Annotated in this window: 21 protein-coding genes; 10 read left to right on the top strand and 11 right to left on the bottom strand. The window is 57.0% G+C overall.

Annotated features, from left to right (window positions below; translation table 11 throughout):
• Positions 1 to 57 precede the first annotated feature (57 nt).
• Complete coding sequence (locus QMG46_RS15655; RefSeq protein WP_281848764.1) at positions 58 to 948, top strand: LysR family transcriptional regulator; 891 nt, start codon at positions 58 to 60, stop codon at positions 946 to 948.
• Between the two features lie 123 nt (positions 949 to 1071).
• Here QMG46_RS15655 and QMG46_RS15650 read toward each other — a convergent pair whose 3' ends face one another.
• On the bottom strand, positions 1072 to 1602 hold the full coding sequence (locus QMG46_RS15650; protein WP_281848763.1) for a TetR/AcrR family transcriptional regulator: 531 nt from the start codon (positions 1600 to 1602) through the stop codon (positions 1072 to 1074).
• Between the two features lie 163 nt (positions 1603 to 1765).
• Here QMG46_RS15650 and QMG46_RS15645 point away from each other — a divergent pair, with 163 nt between their 5' ends.
• Both QMG46_RS15645 and QMG46_RS15640 read left to right on the top strand, forming a co-directional pair.
• Positions 1766 to 2137 (top strand): antibiotic biosynthesis monooxygenase family protein, encoded by a 372-nt coding sequence (locus tag QMG46_RS15645; protein ID WP_281848762.1) that lies wholly within the window; start codon positions 1766 to 1768, stop codon positions 2135 to 2137.
• Positions 2138 to 2196: 59 nt separating this feature from the next.
• Positions 2197 to 3063 (top strand): NAD(P)H-binding protein, encoded by an 867-nt coding sequence (locus QMG46_RS15640; RefSeq protein ID WP_281848761.1) that lies wholly within the window; start codon positions 2197 to 2199, stop codon positions 3061 to 3063.
• A 104-nt stretch (positions 3064 to 3167) separates the two neighbouring features.
• Here the strand turns inward: QMG46_RS15640 and QMG46_RS15635 are convergent, their stop codons facing one another.
• Genes QMG46_RS15635 through QMG46_RS15620 form a run of 4 tightly spaced genes read right to left on the bottom strand, consistent with a single transcriptional unit; the run spans position 3168 to position 5655 of the window.
• Positions 3168 to 3494 carry a nuclear transport factor 2 family protein gene (locus QMG46_RS15635; protein ID WP_281848760.1) on the bottom strand — a complete coding sequence of 109 codons (327 nt, stop codon included), beginning with the start codon at positions 3492 to 3494 and terminating at the stop codon, positions 3168 to 3170.
• Positions 3495 to 3504: 10 nt separating this feature from the next.
• Positions 3505 to 4494 carry a saccharopine dehydrogenase family protein gene (locus tag QMG46_RS15630; protein ID WP_281848759.1) on the bottom strand — a complete coding sequence of 330 codons (990 nt, stop codon included), beginning with the start codon at positions 4492 to 4494 and terminating at the stop codon, positions 3505 to 3507.
• A 1-nt stretch (position 4495) separates the two neighbouring features.
• Positions 4496 to 4891, bottom strand: a complete 396-nt coding sequence (locus QMG46_RS15625; RefSeq protein ID WP_281848758.1) for a VOC family protein — start codon at positions 4889 to 4891, stop codon at positions 4496 to 4498.
• A 20-nt stretch (positions 4892 to 4911) separates the two neighbouring features.
• Positions 4912 to 5655, bottom strand: a complete 744-nt coding sequence (locus QMG46_RS15620) for an SDR family NAD(P)-dependent oxidoreductase (protein ID WP_281848757.1) — start codon at positions 5653 to 5655, stop codon at positions 4912 to 4914.
• A gap of 137 nt (positions 5656 to 5792) precedes the next feature.
• On the opposite strand from QMG46_RS15620, the gene QMG46_RS15615 reads away from it, so the two are divergent.
• The 3 genes from QMG46_RS15615 (at position 5793) to QMG46_RS15605 (ending at position 8866) form a co-directional block, all read left to right on the top strand.
• On the top strand, positions 5793 to 6680 hold the full coding sequence (locus QMG46_RS15615; RefSeq protein WP_281848755.1) for an AraC family transcriptional regulator: 888 nt from the start codon (positions 5793 to 5795) through the stop codon (positions 6678 to 6680).
• Between the two features lie 263 nt (positions 6681 to 6943).
• Positions 6944 to 7663, top strand: coding sequence for a hypothetical protein (locus tag QMG46_RS15610; RefSeq protein WP_281848754.1), 720 nt, complete (start codon positions 6944 to 6946; stop codon positions 7661 to 7663).
• A gap of 354 nt (positions 7664 to 8017) precedes the next feature.
• Positions 8018 to 8866 (top strand): CPBP family intramembrane glutamic endopeptidase, encoded by an 849-nt coding sequence (locus QMG46_RS15605; protein WP_281848753.1) that lies wholly within the window; start codon positions 8018 to 8020, stop codon positions 8864 to 8866.
• 220 nt (positions 8867 to 9086) lie between these two features.
• Here the strand turns inward: QMG46_RS15605 and QMG46_RS15600 are convergent, their stop codons facing one another.
• From QMG46_RS15600 to QMG46_RS15585, 4 genes are all read right to left on the bottom strand, one after another.
• Complete coding sequence (locus tag QMG46_RS15600; protein ID WP_281848752.1) at positions 9087 to 10883, bottom strand: DUF4832 domain-containing protein; 1797 nt, start codon at positions 10881 to 10883, stop codon at positions 9087 to 9089.
• Positions 10884 to 11269: 386 nt separating this feature from the next.
• Positions 11270 to 11494, bottom strand: a complete 225-nt coding sequence (locus tag QMG46_RS15595) for a hypothetical protein (RefSeq protein WP_281848751.1) — start codon at positions 11492 to 11494, stop codon at positions 11270 to 11272.
• A gap of 82 nt (positions 11495 to 11576) precedes the next feature.
• Entirely contained in the window at positions 11577 to 12167 is a 591-nt protein-coding gene (locus QMG46_RS15590) for a hypothetical protein (RefSeq protein ID WP_281848750.1), read from the bottom strand.
• The gene (locus tag QMG46_RS15585; protein WP_281848749.1) at positions 12164 to 12649 is read right to left on the bottom strand and encodes an RNA polymerase sigma factor; all 486 of its coding nucleotides are present in this window, start codon (positions 12647 to 12649) and stop codon (positions 12164 to 12166) included. The genes QMG46_RS15590 and QMG46_RS15585 overlap by 4 nt, the downstream gene beginning before the upstream one ends.
• A gap of 155 nt (positions 12650 to 12804) precedes the next feature.
• On the opposite strand from QMG46_RS15585, the gene QMG46_RS15580 reads away from it, so the two are divergent.
• The 4 genes from QMG46_RS15580 (at position 12805) to QMG46_RS15565 (ending at position 20154) form a co-directional block, all read left to right on the top strand.
• Positions 12805 to 14226 (top strand): alpha/beta hydrolase family protein, encoded by a 1422-nt coding sequence (locus tag QMG46_RS15580; RefSeq protein WP_281848748.1) that lies wholly within the window; start codon positions 12805 to 12807, stop codon positions 14224 to 14226.
• Between the two features lie 783 nt (positions 14227 to 15009).
• On the top strand, positions 15010 to 18495 hold the full coding sequence (locus tag QMG46_RS15575; RefSeq protein ID WP_281848747.1) for a hypothetical protein: 3486 nt from the start codon (positions 15010 to 15012) through the stop codon (positions 18493 to 18495).
• A complete protein-coding gene (locus QMG46_RS15570; protein ID WP_281848746.1) occupies positions 18476 to 18937 on the top strand; it encodes a hypothetical protein in 462 nt (153 codons plus the stop codon). Before QMG46_RS15575 ends, QMG46_RS15570 begins: the two co-directional genes overlap by 20 nt.
• Positions 18934 to 20154: a phosphorylase family protein gene (locus QMG46_RS15565; RefSeq protein ID WP_281848745.1), complete on the top strand. Its 1221-nt coding sequence runs from the start codon at positions 18934 to 18936 to the stop codon at positions 20152 to 20154. Before QMG46_RS15570 ends, QMG46_RS15565 begins: the two co-directional genes overlap by 4 nt.
• A gap of 329 nt (positions 20155 to 20483) precedes the next feature.
• On the opposite strand, the gene QMG46_RS15560 is transcribed toward QMG46_RS15565, so the two are convergent.
• Positions 20484 to 22265 (bottom strand): ATP-binding protein, encoded by a 1782-nt coding sequence (locus QMG46_RS15560; protein ID WP_281848744.1) that lies wholly within the window; start codon positions 22263 to 22265, stop codon positions 20484 to 20486.
• On the bottom strand, positions 22262 to 23404 hold the full coding sequence (locus QMG46_RS15555; RefSeq protein ID WP_281848743.1) for an SIR2 family protein: 1143 nt from the start codon (positions 23402 to 23404) through the stop codon (positions 22262 to 22264). Before QMG46_RS15555 ends, QMG46_RS15560 begins: the two co-directional genes overlap by 4 nt.
• Between the last annotated feature and the right edge of the window lie 9 nt (positions 23405 to 23413).

Raw genomic sequence — 23413 nt, 5'->3', positions numbered from 1 at the left:
CAGAACCACTGATAATGACCTGAATTTCCATAATATTAATTCCAAGGGGGAATTAGTATGGATCGATTCCACGAACTAAACGCCTTCATCGCCGTGGTTGAAGCAGGCGGTTTTACCGCCGCCGCGCGTCGAACCGGCGACTCACAATCGACCATCAGCAAGGCTATCGGCGCGCTCGAGAAACGCCTCGGGGTGGCGTTATTTAACCGAAGTACGCGCAGCGTGACCCTGACGGATCAAGGGCAGAGATACTACGACCGGGCAAAGCCGTTGCTTGACGAGATGGATGACGCTGACAACGAAATGACCAGCAGCACGGGTAATGTCTCCGGTCTGATCAGGATCGCTGCATCGGGTACTTTCGGCCGTCTTCATATCTTGCCGCTTATCCCCGACCTGTTATCGCTCAACCCCGGCCTTCAGGTCGATCTCGTTCTTTCGGACTTCGTGCGAGACATGGTGGAAGATGGAATTGATCTGGCGATCAGGGTAGGGGCCATCAACGATCCTGACGCGATCGCCAGGCGCGTGGCCAATACGCCGCTCGTATGCGTCGGTTCTCGTCGCTACTTCGAGCGGCACGGAATGCCAAAGACCCCCGCCGAGCTCGTCGATCACAATTGCCTTCTCTATCGCGGCTTGGCGGAGTCGGCGCAATGGTCTTTTATAGGACCAGAAGGTCAATTTAGCGTGCCCGTCCGCGGGAATCTCACGTCCAACAGTGTCGAAACGATCCGTGCTGGTGTTCTTGCTGGCGTGGGAATCGGCCGGTTTGCCAAGCTCTCTCTTGCCGATGATCTCCGGCATCCAGACATCATCACCGTTCTCGATGAATTTATGGGCGACACCCGAGACATAAGCCTCATCTGGCCAAGACGCCGGTTTGTACCGGCACGCGTGCGACGAGTTACCGATTTTTTCGCGGAGGCCATACCGAAGCGCATTTAGCTTCCGAACTTAGGACGGGATATCTGGAAGTGATCGTTATCGAGTCTATCCCCATTGATATCGCGACGCACCGTTCCTCACATTGGGCGCGAAGCAGTAGTTGCGCGCCAGCTGACGACCCGCTCAGCCGCGAGGCCAGGCGCCTCGCAGGGCCGCGTCGATCAGCGCGGTCCCGTATTGTTGAGTCAGAGGCAGGCCCAGCAGACGCCTGTAAATCAGCGAGCCGAAAAGCATGTCGATCAGGTGAGTCGGATTGACTGCGGCCGTAAACTCGCCTGTCGCTTGTGCGCGCTCGATCTCGGCGATATCGGCCACCTGCCGAGCCTTGATGTGATCTTCAAACAGATCCCGCAGAAGGGCAGGGTCGCCCTGGCCCTCCGCGATCAGATCGGCCAGAACCTTTCCAAAGAGGCCGTTGAGCCCCGTTATCAAGCGGCGCATCGTGGTCCGAAGCGCATCTTCCGCCGTCGCGGCGGACGCGGGAGCCTTCACCGCGACGGCAATCCGCTCATGGAACATGGCCATGATGAGCGCAGCCTTTGAAGGCCACCACTTATAGAGCGTGGGCTTACCGACACCGGCTCTCTTAGCTACCGCCTCCATTGTCAGGTCCTTGGCTGGACCCTCCTGCAGCAGCGCAAAAACGGCGTCCATGATCGCCGCATGTGACTCCGCCGCGGCGCCAGGCGGGCGACCCAACCGGGTTCGCGCAGGCCGATTTGTTTTCATTGCTGCACTTTATCAGAACAGGACGTAAAGGAAAGTTTTGACTTCTATATTTACGAAACGTATAGTTAAGTTAATTAGGAGGTACCACATGAAAAACAACACCAGCACCGCAGCCCCCAAAACAGGCCTCACGACTATCGACCCCAACTCCGGCCACCTCACAACGATCAACACCTACACAGTCACCCCCGAGCGCGCCGAGGAGGTGCTGACCTATCTTGTGCATTCCGCGGAGGAGACCGTTTGCCATGTGCCGGGCTTCCTGTCCTTTAACTTCCATCTGAGCCTCGATCGCACGCAGATCGTCAATTACGGCCAGTGGGAAAGCCGCGAAGCGGTCATGGCCGCGCGCGAAAACGCCAAGATCAAAACGCTCATGGCCGAGACCGTAAAGGTCGCTGGCAGCTCGAACTCGGTGCCCTACGTGCTCCGCAAGTCGGTGCTCGCCGCCGGCAAATAACGCCGGCATTCGAAGCAAGGCAATTTTCAACGACCCCCAAAAGGCAAAAGAACACGATCATGACAAACGAAACTCCCCACATCCTGATTACGGCCGCGGGCGGCAAAGTTGGCCAGCATGTCGCCAAGCAGCTTTCTGACAAAGGCGTGGCGGCGCGCGCCGGATTCCACAGCCAAGACAAGGCAGCCGCGCCTCAACCACGCGGCATCGAGGGCGTAGTCCTCGACTTTGAGAATCCGGAGACCATCGCCGCCGCGTTCAAGGGGATCGACACGCTCTTCCTCGTCACACCGGGCTCGCCCTACGCGGCCCGGCAGGAAGAGCGGCTTCTTGCCGAGGCCAGAAAGGTCGGCGTCGGCCGCGTCGTTAAACTGTCCGGCAAAATCGCAGAGCACCACACTGTCGGCTTCGGCGTGTGGAACACGGAAGCCGAGCGCCAGATCAAGAACAGTGGCATTCCCTATACGATCCTGCGCGGAAACTTCTTCATGCAGAACCTCTTTGGCAGCGCGGACCCGATCAAGCAGGGAGCTTTCACAATGGGGCCTGCCGCCAAGAAAATCGCTTTGCTCGATGCCCGTGACGTTGCCGCAGTCGCCGTCGCTGCTCTCACCGAGCCGGGACATAGCGGCCAGACCTATGACCTCAATGGCCCGGAACTACTGGACGGCCACGCCCAGGCGTTAGTTTTTTCCGAGGTGCTCGGCCGACCGGTCAAATACCTCGACGTGTCGGCGCCGGACTTCATCGAGAACCTGAAGAAGTTCGGGCTGCCGGGCTGGCTGGTCGAGGCGTTCGGCGTCGCGGCGGCCGACGCCGAGGTTCCGGGCGACCAGTCGAGTGCCACGGTCGCGCGGATTCTGCGGCGCAAGCCAGGCTCCCTGGCGCAGTTCGTGCGCGATTACCGCTCCGCCTTTGACGCCTAGGCCTCGCCTTCATCATGTTGATGGCCGAGGCGACAAATCGGCGCTTCTTCGGGGACAGCAAAACACCGCACACCCCGCCGAAGGAGCCGCCGACTACGGTGCAGCTATTCGAGATCTGCGTCGATGCGTTCGATCAGGCCGCCTGAATCGACCGTAATCTTGAGAATCCCGATCTCGCGGCCGAAATCGCCTCTGAAATCAAGGCGGGCAGTCGCATTGAAGCTGTCCCGTTTATCGAGCGACAGAAGCTTGCTGACGGTGTTATAACCAACGAAGAACTGCTCGAGGTAAAAGCGAATACCCTCGGTGCCGACAAAGCCGTCGCCAACCGAAACGTCGTCGATGACCGCATCAGGCGTGAATAGTGCTAAAGCGCCCTCAACGTCAAAAGCATTGGCAGTCTGGATAAATGTATCGACGACCTTCTGCATCGGCTGCTCCTTACACATCGACGATGGTGGTGTCGGCAATCGTCTCGGCGAAGCGGTCGCCGAACAGTATGGCCGGGGTTTGGAAACCTGGCCGAACCTCGCCGCCTACGACACGCCGCGCAGCTTCGACCGCCGCGATGGTCGTAAAGGTGTAACCGTTCACGGTGTCGAGAATTGAGCGAGCGACGGCGCCATCCTTGTCCGTGATTTCGACGGCCGCACGGTAGCGGTTGGCTTCGCGTTGTTCGAGAGTGGGGCCATCGGGCATTGCAGCAAGATCGCCTTCGGGAAAGGCGCCCTCCGAGACATGCACGAAAGTCTCGATGTTGGGGATGTTCGTGGCACGCCAGATCGTGATGAGATCTGGCAGCGTCACCGGGAAGGATGTTGCCGGCCCATTGCCGAAGTCGAACGCGCGCACCTCCTCGGCACTGCGACTGACCAGCACACCGTCGACACGGTGGAGCGTTTCTGTCGCCAAATTCTCGGCCGCGCTCACTGCCGACCCTCGTGAGAAACCGCCAGCGACGTGCAACGCGATGCTTAGCTTGGCGGGCCTCGTAACGCGTTTCGCCGCGTGCCCGGCCAGCGATCCAAGCATTGCCACGCTGCCGCCACTACCAGGCAGCAGCATCACACCTGCAGCCTGCGCCTCCTGATCCAAGGTCTCGGCGAGTCGGTAGCCGTCTATCTCGGCCGCAATGTCGAGATAATGAACCGCTGCGGCGAGACACGCGCGCATCAGCGGCTCGGCGGTCCGCATGAAGGGGCCGGCGCAGTTGAGTAACACGCCGATATCAACCAGCGAATTCACCGTGGTAGTGCGATCATCGACCGCGAACAGTCGGTATTCCACGCCTAGCTCTTCGGCAAGAGATTTGAGCTTGGTTTCGTCCTGCACCCTGCCGGCGATGACGAACTCAAGTCCGTGCGCTTTGGCGTTAGCAGAAGCCATGCGGCCGGTGTAACCACCCGCGCCATAAATCATCAGTTTCGTCATATCAGTGCTGCCAACTCTTGTAGGTGAACTCGAGGCTGTATCCGTCGGGATCGCGGACCTGCGCCGCGTAATAGCGAGGGTCATAGTGAAGCTGTGGTCCCGGCGGATGAACTTCTGACGCGCCTGCCGCCATGGCCGCAGCGAAGGCGGCATCGACTTCGCTTCTGTCGTCAGCGACGAAGCCGACATGAGCGGCGCGGCCTTCGACCACACCTTCCCGCAGCCAGAAGAACACGCGACCGTTCGCGCCAAAACCCTTGAGATCAGGATGGCCAGGAGGGCCGTTCTTGCCGTCGTAGTCGACCGCATGGACGATGCCGAGCGGTTCAAGCGCCTTCTCGTAGAAGGCAATCGAGCGATCTATGTCGCTGACCGATATGAAGACGTGGTCGAGCATGATGCGTGCTCCTTCGTTATTCAGATGATGTAGCCACCCGCCACTTCAATGTTCTGGGCGTTGATCCAGCGGTTTTCCTCGGAGAGCAGGCTCGAGATGACGCCACCGATCTCTTCGGATTCGCCGACTCGCCCGAGCGCTGTCTGAGCTGCAAGCATGGCTTCGAATTCATTGCTCAGTCCGCCACCCAGTTCTGTGCGGATGGCACCCGGAGCGATGGAGTTCGCCCTGATCTGGCGCGCACCGAATTCCTTGGCCATGTAGCGTGTCAGAACTTCGAGGCCGCCCTTGAAGGAGGCGTAGGGAGCAACACCCGCCGTAGCGACGCGGCTGGTCGCGCTGGTGACGTTGACGATATGTCCACCGTCTTCCATCAGCGGGAGGAGCGTCTGCGTCAGAAAGAACGGACCCTTGAGGTGGACGCTGAACAGGCCGTCGAACTGCTCTTCGGTGACCGTTGATATCGGAGCGTAGAGCCCGTAGCCAGCGTTGTTGACCAGGAAATTAAAGGTCTTTCTTCCCCAGACGGCGCTAAGCTGTGTGGAAACCGCCTCGCGAAAATCAGGAAATGAGCTGAAGTTGCCGACGTCGAGCTTCAGAGCGACAGCCGCTCCACCAATCTCGGTGATGGCCTTCACGACATCTTCGGCCTTCGCTGGATTCTCGTTGTAGGTGACAACTACACCCATGCCGCGCTTGGCACATTCGAGAGCGGTGCTGGCTCCAATGCCTCGGCTACTTCCGGTCACGATGACGATCTTCATGTGTCTCTGCTGTGTGTGTCTAGTGTGAGATGAGGCTACGACCATCGACCGCCCGGCACTCACCCAATTCTCCTTAAAGCTTGCCTATTTCTGCTTTCTGCCTTGCATGCCGAGGCCCCCTCTGTCAGCGTCGGATCATGGAACAGCAACTGCAAGATCTGAGGGCGCTTGCCTCTAAGGCCGAGAATAGGCGTACTGAGACGGGTATTCCCCGGGTCGCCATGGTTCAGGGCGAGATCCCGGAGCACCAGCTCGCCGCCGTTTACGATCCGATGATCAACCTAATCCTGACGGGATCTAAAAAGATGACGGTCGGGAACAGGACCCTCCACTATGACCCTGCCACCTACTTCGTCATGTCCGTGGATCTTCCAGCCGTCGGGTCGGTCCATCCATCCACGACGGGCGAGCCGTATCTGGCAGTCAGCCTGAGTCTTGACCCCACGATTGTCGCGGGACTTATCCGCGACTTACCGGAGCAGATATCCAACGCTCTGTTCGGGTCGGGGTTCTCGGTCGCACCGGTTACCGCGGAGCTTCTCGACGCGTGGATTCGAATGCTCAGGCTAATGGAACGACCGGACGAGATTGCGGTTCTATCTCCCGTCTATGAGCGCGAGATCTTGTTCCGGGTGCTTCAGGGGCCGCTAGGTTGGATGCTGCGAGACATCGCATCACCGGATACAGCTCTCTCTCGCATCAGCGTTGCAATCGACTGGATCCGTCGGAACTTTGCGCAACAGATCAAGGTGGAAGCATTGGCCGAGATGGCAGCCTTGAGCGTGTCCGCCTTCCATCGTCATTTCAAGGCAGTAACGGCACTGAGCCCGCTTCAGTATCAGAAACGAGTGAGGCTCCTGCATGCGCGGTCACAATTGATCAGCGGTCAGGGAAGCGCGACATCCATTGCCTTCGGCGTTGGCTACGAAAGCCCAAATCAGTTCAGCCGGGAATACGCGCGCCTGTTTGGCCTGCCGCCTTCCAAAGACATTGCGAAAGCCACGCAAGAGCTTCGGGTTGTATGACGGCGCGCTAGAAATATGCCTTGGCCAGTCTTTGTTCGGGCGTCGAACACTCCATGCGGACTCTCTATGGTCCGCTGATTAAGGCGGACCCAGTTCATCACCTGCTCCAATGGCCGGCGAGCGATCGACTAAAAGGAAGAGTGCGATTCATCCCATCGCCAAGGGCTTCGGAGCGTTACATTCGGGCACCCATCCATATTTCGTGTTCGGTACTTCGAGCGTTATGCCCTGGAAACCATCTATCTAATCGAGGAGCAAGATCGATGAAGCCCGTTGGACAACGTTTCCTAATGATCTATTCCGGCGTGCTGACCGCCGTCTTCGCTGTAACGGTGCTGAGCGGATTTGTGATACCGCCGCGCTCAATGTCGCTAGAACAATTGGACGTCCAGCGCATCAACGTACGCGAGCCCGACGGTACGCTGCGGCTGGTGATTTCCAATGCCGACAAGGAGCCGGGCATTATCATCAAAGGCAGAGAATACCCGCATCCGAACCGAAAAGTCGCCGGGATGCTCTTCTACAACGATGAGGGCTCGGAAAACGGCGGTCTGATATTCGGTGGCGAAAAGAGCAAGGAAGGCACCAAGCGTTCGTATGGCCACCTCTCCTTCGATGCATACGAGCAGGATCAAACATTGGCCATGGGTTCCGAACAAGACGGCAATAGCCGCAACGCGTCCATTCGATTCAACGACTATCCGGACTACTCGATTCTCGAGGAAGTCCAATTGATGGACAGCATCAAGAGCCTCCCGAAAGCGGAACAACAAGCCAAGATGAAGGCCTTCTTCGATGCACACGGCGGCCCGACGACGCGAATGAAACTCGGACGCAATGGTGACAACAGCGTGGCACTGGCGCTCAGCGACGCACAAGGACACCCGCGTATCGAGATGAAAGTGGCGCCGGACGGCACGCCATCGCTTCAGATGCTCGATGGGTCCGGCAAAGTTATCGGTGAACTGGTGCCCAAACACTGATGCATCGCAAGCCGCGACAGTCCAGGCGGTCGTCGCGCCTTGCGTTGACAATTTAGCTACCTACTAGTAGATTGGCAGCGTCGAATCAGATCGCCACTCACAGGCATGCTGTTTGTGCGCTATCCAAGAGTGGGGCGCTTTAGCAAATTGGCTCGATGCACGGCAAAGCGGTGACCTTGCGTTGCCGCCATCACCTCGTCGGACTTCAGCCCATCGGGATGGCCGTGAGGCGTCCGAGGCATGTCACCATATCGGTCCAACTGCGGTCATTCGCTACAGAGATCGCAGGCTTCGGCGGAGTTACTGTTTCTAATCGATGTGGCGTCGATTCCAGGCGTCTGAGGCCGTCTTTCTTTGAATACATCGTATCGACTGCGTGAGATTTACTGGTTCTTGTTTTGGCTCGTGGTGTTCACCACACCGGTGTCTCTCTTCGAGATCTATTTGAAGGCCGAACCGCCGATGATGTCCCGCATCGTCATGTGGTGTCCGGCCGCTGCTGCGTTGGTCACGTGCCTGATGTGCGGGGTCAACGTGCGCTCGCTAGGTTGGGCCTGGCCCAAACGTGTCTTCACCGCATGGGGCTATGGCTTCGCCTGGCTGTATGCCATCCCTGTCTATCTGCTGACCTGGATGATGGTTCCAAATGCGTTTCAATGGGGACAGTTCGCGGCTCCTTTCGCCAGCACCTTTCACATCAGCCAACACACCAACGCTTTCGCAGCACTCTTTGGCATCCCATCCACCATGATCTTCATCGTGATCGGGACCATGGCCTGGGCACTGGGAGAGGAATTGGGCTGGCGAGGCTTCTTGGTTCCTCGCCTCTATGAGCGCCTTGGCCTGGTCAAGACCAGCCTGATCAGCGGACTAATCTGGGCGGTTTGGCATTACCCGGTCTTGCTAGGCGCTGACTACAACGCGGGCACACAACCAGCGTATGCCGTGGCGTGTTTCACTGTGATGGTCATCGGAATGGCGTTCCTGATGACCTGGCTGCGCATGGCATCGGGCAGCATCTGGCCCTGCGTGTTGTTGCATGCCACCCACAACACCCTCGTCCAGGGCGTGCTCGACGCCATGACCGCACGCACGGGCACCGCCCCTTACATCACGACGGAATTTGGTTGCGGAATGGCGCTCACTATATTGCTTGTTCTGGGTGCAGGGGCCGTTTTAGCCCGACGCCAGCGGGTGATCTAGTCCAGTATTGTCGCGCCGCCGGAGCCGCTGGCGGCCTGTGAACTATTCAGGGCGGGCCAGAAATCTGGGCCAGAAATCTGGAACGGGGGTAATTAAATCTTCTTAATTACCCCCGTCCCCTTAAGCTCTAAGCTCGGATATGTTGAAAATAGGACGGTACTCCAGGCAACTACCCTCCAGCTGAGCAATCCGCCGAGAATGAATTTCCATGGCAAGCGACTCATCTCGATGGAGGAATCTCCACCGTCCCTAGCTGATAAAAACCGTCTTCTGCTTGGCTAGCGAGCGCGAGCTGCATGGGTTCCAGGTAGTGATTTTCATCAACGACCCGGACGTCGAGCTCATACGTTCCAGCCTGCGTATCTGGGGGAAGCTTAAACGAATCGTCGAACGTGTAGTTGCTGCCCGGCAACACCTTGCGCAGATCAACTTCGGAATCCAAGGAAACCGATGGTCGATTCCAAAGCGTGGCCTGTGCGGTGCTCGCCGCGCGCAACCGGAACTCGACCCGCCAATGCGCATAAGTTGGTGTCGCGCCTGCGTTGCTCCACTCGGTCTGCATGGAGAGCACGCGACGCCCCGGTTCCATTTGACCAGCGGATAACGTGATCTTTGCGGGTAGATAACGGGACCCTGCCGTGAGGCCGGCTGTCCACACCGCCCCTTGTTCCGCCTGCGTCAGCGCCGACCAGGTCCCGGCGCAATAGCTCGCGTTTTTAATGGCTGCGATATGGTATTGCGACACTTGTTCAACAATCGCAAGCTGGCCCGTTGTGGGGTCGCTCTCGAATGTCTGGCATGGGAAGGTGGGTGAGCTGCCGTTGCCGAACGGCTCCGCAATAAACGGCGCGAGCTTCCAGCGTTCCGCGACGAGGTCTTGTCCGTCCGCCGCCGTGCAGATCGAATGCAGCGGAAACCCTGCGCTCCAACCCGAATAGGAACCCAGGCTGTCGCGACGCAGGCCGATGGGCAGATTGTCGCCGTGTATGCGCATCGCGGTGCAAAGACTATCGGCGTCGTCGGTCAACATTACCAGTTGCTTCTTTGAGAACGCATGAACGTGCGCCCAAATGATGGCCGTTTTCGATGCTTCGCTACCGACCGCATAGGCACCCATCACACCGTTATTGGTCAGATAAGCGGCCTGATTGAGGTCGAAGCCGGCATCAGTCGGGGCGTAGGGAATCTTGCCAAACTTGTAGTCGGACGTATCGGGCAACCCCGCGGTATGCCATTCCCCCCAGCTTCCATAGAGGCCGATATCGATAGTGCCGATTCGAGGATCATCATCATAACGATGCCCAAGTGCCTTCATCAGCTCGGTGACACGCTGGATAACGAACGGATCGTTCCAATCAGGAATGAAATAGTGACCTTGCGTGAGATCATTGGGGTCGAGCGGTAGTAGCCAGCCGTGGGCTTTGCCAGCGCCATCCTTCATCAGGTAGGCCGGCGAATCGCTGTAAATCGGGTAACCGTCCGCGCCCGTGCTGATGTTCGTATCGAGATTATGTTGCGGATTGAACGCCATCACGCGAAAGCCGAATGTCATGCCTCGCTTGAGGCATGGTGTCGTTTGCGTTGAAGATGCGCACGGTTCAAGCACGTGGTCGATCGTCGAGAAATCGTAGCGACCTTGCAGCGGCTCGAGCGTATGCCAGGAGACACGTCCATAGAGGTTAACTGGCGAACCAGGCAATGGAGCGGCGTCGGATTTCGTGTACTGAAACTCAAGGTTGGGTTCGCAATGTGGGCACGGAGGATTGTTCGATCCGATCTGTCTCTGCGCCACGTTCACATAGAAGCCGCTCGAAGGATTGAACAGTTCACCCGTTACGTTCCACTGGTCGGTACCAACGCTCGGCGTCGCCTGCGCAGGTAGTTCTACAGGAACGATCACTTGGGTATTGCCTTCCGTTTTATCGCCACGTCCTTTCGCTGAGGCTTCGGTTTCAAATGCAAACGTAATCAGTGTGAACGCGCATATCGCGATTAACCAGCGATTGAGACGGTGCATATCCGACCTCGATAGTTGCGTAAGTTCACATGCAGTCGCAATTTCTTGGAACGTGCTGCTTGTGACAATACATAATCCTCCCGCACCCGTGAGTGGGGCGCAAGGGTGCTAGCTGCACATGTCGCAACGAGTGATTTCTCTCTAACATTTACGGCGCCGATTTTCTCGCCAATTTGATCGCATCTTTCTGGACTCTGCGGAGGTTGGTTTCTCCTAGGCGTCCTAAACGCGATGCGCAGAGCAGGGTAGGGTGATTAGGGCTAGTTGTCAGGGGTAGAGAAGGAGCTATCTTCCGCCGTAAACAAAGGTCCGCTTCCGACGGCGGCCGCAACCCAATGCGGACATAAAGGGCTGGGTATCGGCGTTCGCACGCTGCAGGATTCCCATCACCTGATCCTGTCGTGGCGTACAGCGCAGCTCCCCTTGGTGGACATACAGCGAATCAGTGCAGGTATGAAACGTATCAGCGCAAGCACCATCACTACGATGGCGATAGCGCCGGATATCGACAGAATCATGCGGTCACCATGTGCCTGATACCAGGCCAGGGCGATCAGAGCACAGGCGGCGACAAGACCGAAAAGAATGGATGCGATGCGTGCGTTCGACATGGGTTCCTCCAAGTGTGGATGCCGGATCGACCTGTGTTGATCTTGATCCGTCGGAACCAAAGTCGCGGCTACGTGGGATTTCTTACAGACTTTCTTCCAGTGACTTCAGTTTTCCGGTGAGCTCCAGCAGTTGGCGCTGTCTGGTGCGCGCCAGCACGAGTCCCGAGATGATCATGGCGACCAGGGCTATCAGACCGACGATCGTTTGCATCAGCGTCAGATTGGATTGGGCCATATGCTCACTCGGCGCCGCCCCTGGTGCCAGAACCCTCGTCAGAGCTGCACCCGTCACTGCACCCAGGGGAGTTCCCAGGTAAAGACAGCGCGCCTGGAAGAGTCCCCGCTTTGCCCGGGTGACCATGCGCTTGAGAAGGCTGACCGTATCGAGATCGAGCGGATCCACGGAGCGGCAGCGCACGCGCTGATATCCGATCGCACCGGCAACGAAGGCGATCCACAACGCGCTGATGAGCCCGTGGGTACCGGATCGTCCGGTGGCCTCCTCGAAAATAAAAAACAATGCAATGCCACAGAGAATGATAGTGAGGATTCGGCTGTGCCACCGCTGCGCTTTCTGCAGCCGCTGCAGGTCTCGCAGGAGCTGCCCGGTGTCCGGTTTGGGCGCGGATTGCCAAAGCGTGGCGAAAGGATCGGTTTGCGATGGTTCGCTCATGTCCAGGCTCCGAAGTTCAGCCGGATGAAAGTTTTGGCGCGATGCAGTCGCACCGACGTGTTGCTTTCACTGATGCCGAGGATCGTTGCGATCTCCTTGATCGGTATCTCCTCGAGATAGAGGCCGGCGACGGCCTTTAAAGGCTCTGGCAATTGACGTATCACCTCGGTCAGGCGCGCCAGTTGCCTGGCGTGATCGGTGGCCTCGTCGACAGGCATGGACATATCCGCAATGCCGTCACCCAGGGGTTCGTCCTTGCGTACGAGTGCGCGACGCACATGGGTGACACAAATGTTCTGGGTGATACGGGCGATATAGGGTTTGAGCATCGACGGATTGTCCAGGCGAGGTAGCGCCTGCCAGACCGCCAGCCAGACTTCCTGCACGAGATCGTCGATCCGGTCGGGATGGCGCTCATAGACCGTCGCAATGCGGCGGACCATGCCGGCGTGCTTATCGACGATTTCTTCGAGGCTCAACACGGCGTTGGTATCCCATCCCTTTGGGGGCCTTAGTCGCTTGAACGGGAATCTTCTTACAAGGCAGGCAATAAAAAAAATCGCAGCCCGTGCTGTAAGACCCGTGTCTGGCCCTCGACTACCATTCTGACGCCAACCCGGCGTTCTTGCAGAGGGGTATGACCTTGAACACGCATGGGACGAAACGATCGGTGGCAAAACACCTGCTTGCCGTCGGGGGGCTGTTGGCTCTAACGGTCGGCGCGGTTTCGGCCGAAGACGCAGCAGGTGATTGGGGTGGCCTCCTGGCTGGTCAGTACCACATCGTGGTGCACGTAACCAAAGAGGGGGCAGGCCACTACAAGGCGGCGCTTGAAAGTCTCGATCAGGGAAGCGTTGTTCTGCCCGCCGATGATGTCGTAACCGATGCCGACCATTTGAGCTTCACCATCCCAAAGATCAGTGCCACCTATACGGGACACTGGGACGCCGGCAAAAAGGGCTGGATCGGGACGTGGACACAGGGCGTCATCATGTCGCTATCCCTGACCCGGATGACTGGCCAGACGTCGGATGCCGCACCTCCAAAGCGTCCACAGGAAGAAGCCATTGCCGCCGGCACCCGCTCTTACCGGCAACAGGAGGTCACCTTCGACAACGCATCGGCGGGGATAAGGCTGGCCGGCACGCTCAGCGTGCCCGACGGTACCGGTCCCTTTCCGGCCGTCGTGCTGATCGGCGGGACTGGGCCGGGAACGCGTGACGAAAACAGTTTCGGCCACAAACTGTTCGTTGTCCTCGCCGATGCTCTCAATCGTCGCGGCATAGCCGTGTTGCGCTATGACAAACGAGGTGTTGGTGGTTCGGGTGGTGACTTTGTCACGGCGACGATCCCCGACTTTGCCTCCGATGCCGAAGCGGCCATGACCTTTCTTATGTCGCGCCCTGAGATCGAGGCGAAGCATATCGGCCTTATCGGCCACTCGGAGGGCGGTGCCATCGCCCCCATGATCGCCGTTCGCAATCCGGCAGCGCGATTCGCTGTACTTATGGCCGGTCCGGGCATGCGCATCGGCCGACTTTTGAATGTACAGGACGCCCGGATTGCCAGGGCATCCGGTGTTCCCGAAGAGCAGATTGCAAAGCGAAGCGCTTTTTTCAACAAGCTCTATGCCGACCTTGCGACCGCGACCGGCAGCGCCGCAGCGTTGTCAGTGGCCAAGGCGGACATTGCGCAAGGAGTTATCGATAAGCTCATCCGACCCGAAAATGCGGACACGCTTGCCCATCAGGTCACCGGCCCCTGGGCGCGGCAGGCCTTCAACTACGATCCCATTCCGACCCTTCGCGCCCTCCGGGTGCCGGTCCTTGTCCTCGATGGCAGCCGCGATCTCTTCGTACCACCCGAAGACAATCTGCCTGCCATCAAGGCGGCTCTGAAGGACAATCCAGGTGCGACGATTGTCGAACTCCCGAACATCAACCACATGTTTCAGACGGCCAACATCGGGACGCCAGCGGAATCGGCCAGCATTGAGGAAACCATGTCGCCGATTGCCCTGAAAATGATTACTGACTGGGTGGCGATGCACGGTTCTTGACGATAGGAGGGCTTTCAGTGAGATCAACTCTCACTGGACGCCCTCGCAATCGGTTGATTAGCTCGCCGCACGAATGTCGGACTGGCTGAATCGGCATGAGTTCTGGACACCCACAATCTCGATCACTAAGCGCTGCCAGCCGCACGAACCGGCGAGCGATTCAGCGCCATCGGACTGGGGGAGGGAGGACGAACAGGACTCATGTATTCCATTGAATAATGAGTATCCCGCCTCAGCTCCAGTCCCTGGGAGCAGGGCAGGCCAACAACGCTGCCGAATAGTGGGTGTCCCAAACTTGGCCGGCCGAAGCCGGACCTTCGCCGCGCCCACGCTTTCAGGGACATGGCGCAACGACGGTGGCATCTCTGCTCCTGTAAGCGAAAAAGATAGCGACCTTGTCGGTGGACAATTGAGCCAGGCGGGGCCCTGTCTCTTTCACTCCAGGTTGAAATACCTGACGGCTTTTAGTGTCGAATCCGTGGAACAACGAGAACCGTGTAAGTATATGACCTGCCTGGCACTCCGGCCGTCCTACAACACACTGAAGCGGTCATGGCCGATTTAAGCGGACGGCGGCATCTTTAACCGGATAGCTACACCATCGTTGGCGGACTATGTCGGGTTCCGGGGTTATATACTGGTGCCGCCTCAGAAAAGATTTGGAAGGGTTGGTGAGGCCCGCAAGGATGCCAAGTGCACAGCTTGCCATTCGCTGGCATCGTTTTTTAAGAAAAACTTGTTACAGGGGCGAGTATGGGACGAGTAGGCAAGCGCAAACACTCGATGCACCGCGCGGTTGGAGCAATCCGCTTCGGTGGAAAATTGGCACTGAACTCGCTATATCTGCTCCGGGCAAACAGCACGCCATTGGAGCTGTTTGCGAACTTCACAAAGATGATCACTGTACCGCGACAATTGGAGATATTGCACGGCGTTCCATTTCCGAAACGGTATAGCGAAATGTTCCGAGAACTGCCTATTGGCGCCCCTCTTAGCGCACTGAAAGAGATCATCTGGGCAATATGTCGGTGTTGCCAGTATGGAAACGAACTGAGCTCCTATCTGAGAGTCAGGGAAGCTTTCGAAGCAAAGCTCTTATTTGGTGCATTTGACGATGCCGCGTCCCTTCTTGTCGCGCATCAAAGTCAAATGGGCGTTTCCCTCTGGCTAGTTCAATCTTGGATGATCCTTGGAGATAACGCGCCCGCGGAGCAGAAGCAAGTAGCTCAAGACGCCTTGAAAGACGCCGAGCCCAACTCAATAACTGCTTTTCTACTGCACTATTTAGCTCGACGAGCAGAGAGTCGTGGGCCGAAGACCTTCCTCAAAGAGGAAATCAACGCCAGCCTCGACAAGTCCACGGAAAGTTTCCGAATCTACGCTATTTCCAGGCTTTTCGATGTCTATGCCGCTGGTCCCACCGAACTCGCCGCCGTGCTTAATTACGAAGCGCAGGGAAGCCTTATCGATCACTACGAGGCATTGATTGTCAGCCTCCAGAATATGGCTAGCGCTGAAGGACTTCCGGAGCGGGTGTCCGCTACCTTGCAGAAGCCCGTGTCTGTACTTATAAAACGGGTGGAGGACCGTCGCCTGAGGCCGATGGCCCTCGCGTTTGGATGCAATGTTGGCCGCGACATATACGCGAGCCTAAAAGGCCGCTCGGGGCCGTTCGAGGCATATTTCCAGGGAAATTATCACGCAGCCGTTAGCCTTGCGGCCTCGCATCTTTCCAGCGTCGATCCGACCGACGCCGCTGTATTGACTTTACTTGCGCGCGCAGTCATCCGCTCGCATGCCGCCGTTCCTGTTCTGCCGCAAGGACTCGAGACATTGTGCAAGAGTCTCATTGATGTCCTTAGGCTGAGCGAGTCTGCCTATGGCGAGGCGACGTCTGTTTTTTCTAGCGTAGATAGCCACTATGGCCAGTCCTGGGCGCTATATCTCCGCGCAGCGGTAATGCTTTGTTTGCAACAGGAAACTGCATCTCCGCTGGCCAGTCAGATGCGCCAACTAGCAGTTTTTGATCCGTACATCTCGCCACTGACGCTCGCGTGCGCGAAACCAGCCGTTAGAAACATGGTCCGGCAGCAGCTCCTCACCGAGAGCGGCTACGTACACACGGCTCCTGCAATCGAATTGCTTTATTTCGGGACAGAGACGATAAATAGTCCCCCTCTAATCAACGGAAAACGCCGGCTTTCTTACCTTGGCCGTTACCACCTCAGCGCGGGAAACACGGCTGCAGCATGGGCCGTGCTCGACGAGCTGCTTTCTATATCCCCACCCGGCGGGCGTTACCGTGTATTAGCTGCCCTTGCGATGGTTGAGGCCAAGCGCGGAAGCACTAAGTCCGCACTCTCGTTGTTGACTGATGCTTACCTCGACAATCCGGAAGCACCCACCTCGTTGCCACTTGATCTGGTCGTGGCTGGTCTATCAGACGCAGAAGCGTGGCCTGACACGATTGACGTACCAATTGCACTGGAGCTGTACAACGCCTTTTCCTCTGATGGTCGATTGGCCGAGCTTCGCTTCGCCTTCGAGCGCTACCAAGATCTGTACTCTATTCGTGCCCCCGCTGACCTTACCGACAAACTTGGCGAAGCTGATACCGGAAGAGCGATCTTATATCTGGACCGAGTTTGGACGCCCGAGGTCATGCGCCAAACCTTGCTCTATGACGGTACCCAGGAGATTGAAGAGGCGCGTATCGACGTCTGTAGGCAGCTTGCCTCCGTTGACGCCAACAATGCGAGCCGCTACCTGGAAGAGATTCGCGATCGGGTGAAACAGCGGGAGATCGCTAAAGGAACCTCGCTCCTCGAGCAGAGCAAGGTCTACGTCGATATTGCCGCTATAAAGCGCGGACTGAAGGCGAAGATCGGCGGCCAATACTCTCGTTACAAAGCGAACTCGGTCGGGCGCAATGACCCTTCGCAAGCGGTGGTGGAGCAGATTGCAGACGTTCTCTACGACCTAACGGTGACGGAGAATGTTTCCCTGAGTAAAGCGTTGTCGAACTTGCACCTCTTAGATGAGATCGAAACCGAAACCGATACCCAGTTTGATCCGATTTTTACGGAAGTAACGCAAGAATTCTTGCGGGGCGATCATGGTCTAAACGCCTATCTCAGCACGCGCGTCCGACACGGGGTGCTCAAGAACACGCTGCGCAAACCCCTCGCAGACGAACGACTGATTACCAGCAAAGATGACACCGGTCTGGCTTACAAGAGAAATCAGTACTGGGATGATCGCCTTGAAGGTCAGGATGCCGCCGTGGTCGAACTTGTGGCGGGTTCGCTTGCCGCGTTCGCCGCGGATTTTGATTCGATCGTTCACGAGTTGCGGGACGACTATCTCCAGATTGTGATCTCTCATGGTGTCAAGGATGTCAAGCAGGATGCGAAAGCAGCATTTATATACCGTTCGTCGAACCTGGAACGTCGTTTCATGCAGCGCTATGCAGTTCGGTCGCGCACTATCGATGAATTCATCGATGTCTGCATCGACAATCTCTGGGAAAAGACCGACGAGAATCTGCTCGGTGTAAGGCAGTTCTTGGATCAGAGCATACGGCCGCGCTTTATGGCGCTCTTCGATAGGTTAACTGACGACATATATGGGCTGACCTACTGCACTCCAGTAAGCGACCTGCGCAACAGCATTGCGAGGGCAAAGACACAGCTAAGGCTCCGCCTTGATGAGATATCTTCCTGGTTCAAGCGCAGCCAAGTTTACGACAGGCAAGATTACCAGGCAGGTCTCCCTGTCGATATCGCGCTGAACATGATTACAAAAACGGCGTCGGCGTCCTCTATCGTTCCTCAGCTCGTCATCGCGCCGTATGACCGCGAAATCCTGATGCCTGGACGTACTTTGGACGGCATGGTAGATGCGTTTTACGTGATCCTTTCGAACGCAATGGAACATTCCGGTTTGAATGGTGCCGATCTAGAGATCACTATCACTTTTGACCTCGCTCCCCGCCGCTACTCAGTGCGTGTAGAAAGTTCACTGGGACCATTTGTTCCGTCTGAAGCGCAGAACATGAAGGTCGAGGCAATACGTGACGGCCTCAATCGAACCGACTCCCGCCGTCTGGCTCAAATAGAAGGCGGGAGTGGTCTACATAAACTGTGGCGCTCAATCAATTCGCCGTTCTACGAATCTCCTGCTCTAGATTTCGGATTCTCGCCAGACCGTAAGTTTTTCATTCACATGTCGTACGATATTGGAGGCCGTGATGAAGATCCTGCTCGTTGAAGACGATATCGATAAAGCAGGAGAGATTCGAGATTTCGTGATTAGGTCGATCCCTAACGTTCAGGTCGATGAGGCACGCTCCTTCAATTCAGCGCTTAAGGCTTTGTGCCACCGTACAGTGGAGTACGACGTGGTACTTCTCGACATGAGTATGCCCAATTTTGACGTAAGTGAGAGGGAGCCCTCAGGGGGAGCGCAGGAGAATTTTGCCGGCCGCGACCTGCTCACGCAGATGAAGATGCGGCAACGTAAGGTGCCAACGATTGTTGTAACTATGTTTGATGGTTTCGGCGAGGGAGCAGGGCGTGTCTCGATAGACAATCTACATGCCGAGATGATGGAGAGCTTCTCCGACTTTTATGTGGGACACGTCTATTACAGTCAGGCAGAAGATGCATGGAAGACGGGTCTAGAACAACTTCTGAAAGGAATAAGCCGTTGAGCAAGGTCCGGTTAATTATCGTTGACGACGAGATCGAGAAGGTAAGGGACATTGCTCGATTGCTTGCTCAGCGTTTCAGCGATGACTTTGATGTTGCTCACGTAACCAATGCGCAGGATGCTCGGCTACGTATGAGGGAAACGCGCTTTGATATAGCATTGATTGATGTGAACCTGCCGGCTAGCGTCAGCAGCGCGCCAAGCGCCAAAGCCGGATTCGACCTCTTCGATATGCTGAAGGTTGATCCGAAAGTCAATCTCCCCGACGAGGTCGTCTTCGTTACGGCGCGTGAAGAGCTGGAGGAAGAGGCCGTCGTAGAAGCGTCGCAGCGCGGCGCGACAGTAAGTTTCTACAGGGAGTCGGCAAATGCTTGGATTGATGTTCTTGCAGGCCGCGTTGGATATATCATCGCACGCAAAAAACGGCACCAAGCCCCGCGCGTGGACGTAGCGATCATAACCGCACTTAGCAGCCCAGAGTTGGATGCCGTGCTCAAATTGGCGTTCGGCTGGTCCAATTACTCGCTTGGCGGTGACCCCACACCGTATTACATGGGCACGCTTAAGGCGAACGGGCGCGATATCAGCGTTGTGGCCGCATGCGCTCCTAGGAAGGGGATGCCACTGTCCGCTGCTCTCGCCGCGAAGATGGCGCATATCTTTAAGCCAAAATTGCTTGTCATGGTCGGGATCTGTGCCGGCATCCGCGGGAAAGTGGCTCTAGGCGACATCATAGTTGCTGATCCAACCTGGGATTGGGGAAGTGGCAAGCAAGCCCTCAGCGCCGATGAGCTCTCTGTATTTCGAGCAGCCCCTTACCAGAGCGGGCTGAAGCAGAATATAGCGGCACTCATCCAGGCGGCCGGTAGAGATCCAGCGCTATGCGCCGGAGTACGGGGCGGGTGGGCAGGCAAAGTTCCGGAGGGACAGCTTGCTGTTCATTTGGGGCCAATGGCATCGGGCGCGTCCGTTCTCGCAGATGATCGTTCGGTGGGCCCGATCGTGGAAGGACATCGTGAGGTTGTCGCCGTAGAAATGGAGGCATATGCGGTGATGGCGGCGGCGGATCTGTGCGGCACCACTCCGTTAGTCATCAAATCCGTGTGCGATTTTGCCGACTCAGAAAAATCCGATAACTGGCAGGCATATGCTTCGTATACCAGCGCAGCCTATTTAGCACACCTTTTACCGAAGCTCGCAGAAGCGGAGATTTGCTGACCCCGGACACTGACCTGGGGGCACTGCCATCAATTTGGACGACGGCCGGCGGAGCACAGGGCGCCACTACGATGGCGCTCCATGGCCGCCAACTTGGCAAACTGATCTTCACTAGCGTCTCGCGCAGGCACGCGCTCAGCATAGCGGACCGGCATCCGCTCACTGGCCCAGCGACCAGCGACCCGCATGCCCCCAGGGCGCGAAAAGCGAAGTCGGCAACGAAAACACCATCGAAATCTAGGACGGGATAATTAAACCTTCTTCATCGAAATCTGGGATGGGGGTAATTAAATCTTCTTAATTACCCCAGTCCCCTTTAAGCTCGTTGGTCACTCATTAGGGCGGGCGCGCCACAACGCCTCCAGATCGATGTCACCGCTATCTGGCTGCTTTTGCAATTCCAAAATATCTACTTGGATCACCATAGGTAAATCGAAAGCAGTGCCGGTCACGACGCAACATCCTTGCGTCAGATTAGGAATAAGCGCACGTGAAATTGGATCCAGTGTCGAAATCGTGTTGTCGATCAGGAAGAGGTCACGATCATTGATGAGGCGATGAATGAGAAAATTGTGGATCTGGGAGACGATTGTGGGCGAGATATCAGCCGGGCGCTGGCTGGCGACCGTCAGGAAGACGCCAAACTTGCGCCCTTCCTTGATGATCTCCTCAAACAATTCCAGTCGGTAGTCCTTCCAAGCCTCGGCTTCACGCGCCGACATCTCGGAGAGGATATTGTGAGCCTCATCTACAATGAGATGAAGGGTTCTGTCGGGTGGCGAGGCTACCATGCTTCGATGCTGCTGATAGCAGTGCCGCGCTACCAGGATTGGAATGATCTTCTTCGCGTCTGTATTGCAGCGTTTGAGCGAAATAACGGTGACCATGCGCTGACGATCCACGTCCTCCACGCCGACATTAATAACCTTTCGGAGCATTCCGATAGCACTTTCCATGCGCTTCATCAAGGGGAGAATGTGATCAAGCTGCACCTGTCCAGAGCCTACATCGCGCATAAGGCCCAATTGACAGCGGACCGAGAGTTCATCAAAGCTACTCAAGCCTTCGAGGTCTTGTCTTTCCACGACATGTCCGAGAGTGCGGGCGTAGGCCCCTTCATCAGCGAACCAGGTATTAGAGCCGGGAATATAGAAATGATTGGCGTTGCCGTGCCAATGGACATCGTCGAGGGCGCCCGTAAGCTCATCGAAGCCTAACTGCCGCGATAGAAAGCGCGCGCGGTCAAGGAGTTCGGGTCGCGGCCTGGCCATGGTGAAAGCCTTCGTGATTACCGATCGGAAATAACGTGTCAATGATTCCGGGTGGTTCGCGAAGCGATTCCGTCCGTCTACGACACGCCCAAGAAACGGTCGCTGAGTGTGTTGGGTCGCCTGGAAGAGCAATGCGAGCGTCTCCACGTCCCAGAATTCGTCGTCTGACAGAGTGATTTTGTCGCCGTCCGCGCGACCCGTCGACAGATCCAGGACGCGCTTACGTTCCGCATCTACCAGCTGCCCCTGAGTGTATTCGCCGTTGAAGTCGATGAGTACGAACCGACTGCGCTCCGCCAACCCTGGCGGATTGCGCTCGAAGAGAGCGGTGAAGAGCTTCGCCAGGGTATTGGACTTGCCACTTCCAGTATTGCCGAAAATACCAATGTGACTATTGAATATCCGCGTGAAAGGCAGAGCAACCGGAAGGCCTTCCTTTTGCAGGGTGCCGATCCTCACGCCAGGAACGTGCCCAGAGCGGTCGAAGATCTGCGCGATGCGATCGTCCGACAATAGGTGAGCTTCGTCCAGGATCATTGGCAGGAATTTTATCCCGTGATGAAATCGATAATTCTCGAAGTAGCCGATTGGCCGCGCCTCCACCCGACGCACATACTCGGTGCGTACCCCATCGGTTTCTATTCGGCGCTCGTCTAGGAACTCGCCTTCGACAACGCAGATGATGTCTCGAAAGCCACGCGTGATGGAGAGATATTCGCGGATGGAAATTCCCTTAAGACGTTGCCCCTTGTAAAACAGAACGTCCTTGCTCGAAGCCTCGTCAATCCGCAAGGTGACTTTCGTGCCGGCCACCGCAATGACCTCGCCCACACGGATCATGCGTTGGCTCCGACCACCGGCCCAGCAGGTAAGAGCGTGCCACCCGTGGTGAGCATGGCGTTGAAGGCCGCAAAGTCGAGGTTGCCCTCCGCGGCCGTTACGCAGGCGACATTGTCATAGCCGGCAAACACCTTGACCAAGCGCACCCGCTCCGGCTCGTTGAAGCAGGCGATGAACACCATCAGTTTGGGATTGGACAAGGACCGTTTGACCAGATTGAGGATGTGCTCGTCTGCGAAGGAAAAGCCAAACGTGATTAAAACGGCGTTCTCCCGCTCCAGTTCGAAGCTCAGCAGGCGAAGCATCTGATAGTAGTGCTCTTCGAACACCGTCTCATGGAACTTCCATTTGGTCGGGTTGACGATGGGCAGCGTCCCGTATTTATCCCAAAATGTCGAAATCTGCGCGTCGGTCAGGTCGACTTTCGGTAGTTCATCATCCTTGCCACCCTCAGCCAGGGCTTGCAAAAACGGTGCTACCGCCTTGCACATAGCCTCATCTAGAAAACTGCCGTCCGCGGTACGGCTTTCGTAGGAGACCATGACCCGCTCGTCGCTCCGGGACCAATACACCGAGCCATGCAAGTTGATCAGATTTAGCTGTGGCACTGCCTGTTGGCGGCGCTCGAAGATGCCGGTACGGAAGAAGTAGGTGTTGTAGTTACGTGCTTCGACCACCCGTTGAAAAAAGCCGCGGCTGCCATCGTTGACTACAAAGTCCTGGCCGCCAGATGACATGACGTGATTCGCGGCATGTGGCAAGCAGCCGTCGTAATTGGTTGTGAAGATGTTGCAGCGTTTGTCGATCCCATGTCGACGCTGAACCATCGACAGAAGCGTTCTGACTAACTGCTCGTACTGGGCAAGGATTGGTGCACGGTCGGCGTCCTTACGGAGGGCGTCAAACGGCATCGTCTGTGCTGGCAGAATGCAGGTCTGGTAGTAGTGCATAAACAAGGCCGTGAGGCGTTGCTTATCTTTGGCTTGCTCATACTGCGTGGCCAAAGTCTCAATTGTATGCGAGCTGTTATCAGCCCGGGTGACCTTTAGCGCCAAGGTGGGGAGCAGCCCAAAGGACGCGCCTGAGCCAATCAGCAGATTGAGGTGCTTGTCGTAAATCGCGCCCACGTCGATACTCATGTACAGTCC

It is taken from the genome of Dyella sp. GSA-30, from assembly GCF_027924605.1.
Classification (GTDB): domain Bacteria; phylum Pseudomonadota; class Gammaproteobacteria; order Xanthomonadales; family Rhodanobacteraceae; genus GSA-30.
This window is presented reverse-complemented; position numbering and strand designations above follow the sequence as displayed.